The 1,703-nt window shown below is 59.3% G+C and carries 2 protein-coding genes; both read right to left on the reverse strand.

The window, feature by feature from the left end; genetic code table 11:
* On the reverse strand, window positions 1-712 hold a 712-nt coding region (locus PVV74_RS22760), incomplete at its 3' end, for an adenosylhomocysteinase (RefSeq protein WP_274594787.1).
* A gap of 275 nt (window positions 713-987) precedes the next feature.
* Window positions 988-1,614: a Hint domain-containing protein gene (locus tag PVV74_RS22765; RefSeq protein WP_274594788.1), complete on the reverse strand. Its 627-nt coding sequence runs from the start codon at window positions 1,612-1,614 to the stop codon at window positions 988-990.
* Window positions 1,615-1,703: the final 89 nt, after the last annotated feature.

A 1,703-nucleotide genomic window follows, 5' to 3' on the forward strand; every position in this document is an offset into this window, starting at 1 on the left:
TGGCGCGGCGGATACCGTCGACAAGGCTTTCCTTGCAGCCGTACTTGTTGTCGAACTTCGACTTGGTGACGCTGTCATTCACGTTGATCGCGGGGAACGGCAGGTGGCCGTCCCGCATCAGCTGGTAGAGCCGGTTTACACCGGTGGTCGTCTCCTCGGAGACGCCCTTGATCTGATCGCGGACCTTGGTGAACCAGCCGGGGCTTTCGGCCATGCGCTTGGCGATCTGCTTCTTGATCACCTCTTCCTCTTCGGATTGCGGGGCCGGGATGACGTCTTCACCGGCTTCGGCGCGTGCGCCCAGAAGCACGTAAAGCGTTGCATCGCCCCCATCGTCCAGGATCATGTTCGGGCCATCTTCGAACATGAAGGATTTGTCGAGATAATCCCAATGCTCTTCCAGTGTCTGGCCCTTGATGGCGAAAACCGGCACGCCGGCCTTGGCGATCGACGCTGCCGCGTGGTCCTGCGTGGAGAAAATGTTGCACGAGGCCCAGCGGACATCCGCGCCAAGCGCGGTCAGTGTCTCGATCAGAACGGCGGTCTGGATCGTCATGTGCAGCGACCCGACGATACGTGCGCCTTTAAGGGGCTTTTCCGCGCCGTACTCTTCGCGCAGCGCCATCAGGCCCGGCATCTCCGTCTCGGCGATGTCCAGTTCTTTGCGCCCAAACTCGGCCAGCGAAATGTCTTTTACGATGTAGTCTTTCATGGGCTTCCCATCCGCTTAAGATTCGGCACAACAAGCAGCTATTGTTACCTGTATCGATTTAACCGCGTCGATAAACACTTCCGTTCCCAAACACAAATGTGTTTCCGGAGTGCCATCAGCCCAGTGGTCTCGTTCGTGCAAGATGAGCGGCTTTGGCGTCCCCTGGCGGGAATTTGCACGCTCATTGGTATGGCCATCACGCGTTGCCGCTGGTGACCCGCACGACCGATTGCGCGCGTCCGGCCATAGAGTTGACGCGGACGCGCGGGCTGTTCCTAGGCCGCGTTGTTTGCGGAGAGCTTGCGCCGCAGGGCATCCGGGACAAGCCGGCTTGCGGAAACACGCGGAAGGGTCATCTCGCTGATCGTGACCTCTTCGCCGTAAAGTTCCAGATATTCCGGGTAGTTGTGAAAGTTGCTGCGCCCGAGATAGTCGATATAGGTCTCGGCGGCGGTGCCTTCCGCCAGGATCAGGTCGTGGTTCTCTGTTTCCACGTGATAAACGGTGTAGCTTCCATCGAACTCTGACAAGGGGACCAGCGTGATGGTGGAGCCGTTGACCAGCGTACCGGCATTGACCAGCATGCCGTCGATGAACAGCGCGTGATCGGTCGTCAGCGTCAGGTCGCGATGGGGCAGGCCGTTGCCCAACGCCCCGGCAGAAACGCGCACGGGCATCAGACGCTCGGGCGGTTGAAAGACGCAGACCACTTTCTGCCAGCCGATCCAGCGCACCGGTACGGTCTTGCCCTCTGCGGTCAGGACAATATCGCCGATGGCCAAATTCTCGACCGCCGTCTCGCCTTCGGGCGTGGCGATGCGGGTGCCGGTCAGGAAGCGTTCGGTAACAGCTTGGGTTTCAAGCGCCCCGTTCAATTCATTGTAGTCGTGATCCTCCCCCAATGAAGTGGTCCTCCGCTATGTTTAGGAAAACGGAGGAACCACATGGCAATCAAGCGACCGAAGCCCGAAGAAATTATCACGAAGTTACG

Source organism: Roseovarius sp. SK2 (assembly GCF_028807495.1).
GTDB classification, from domain to species: Bacteria; Pseudomonadota; Alphaproteobacteria; order Rhodobacterales; family Rhodobacteraceae; genus Roseovarius; species Roseovarius confluentis.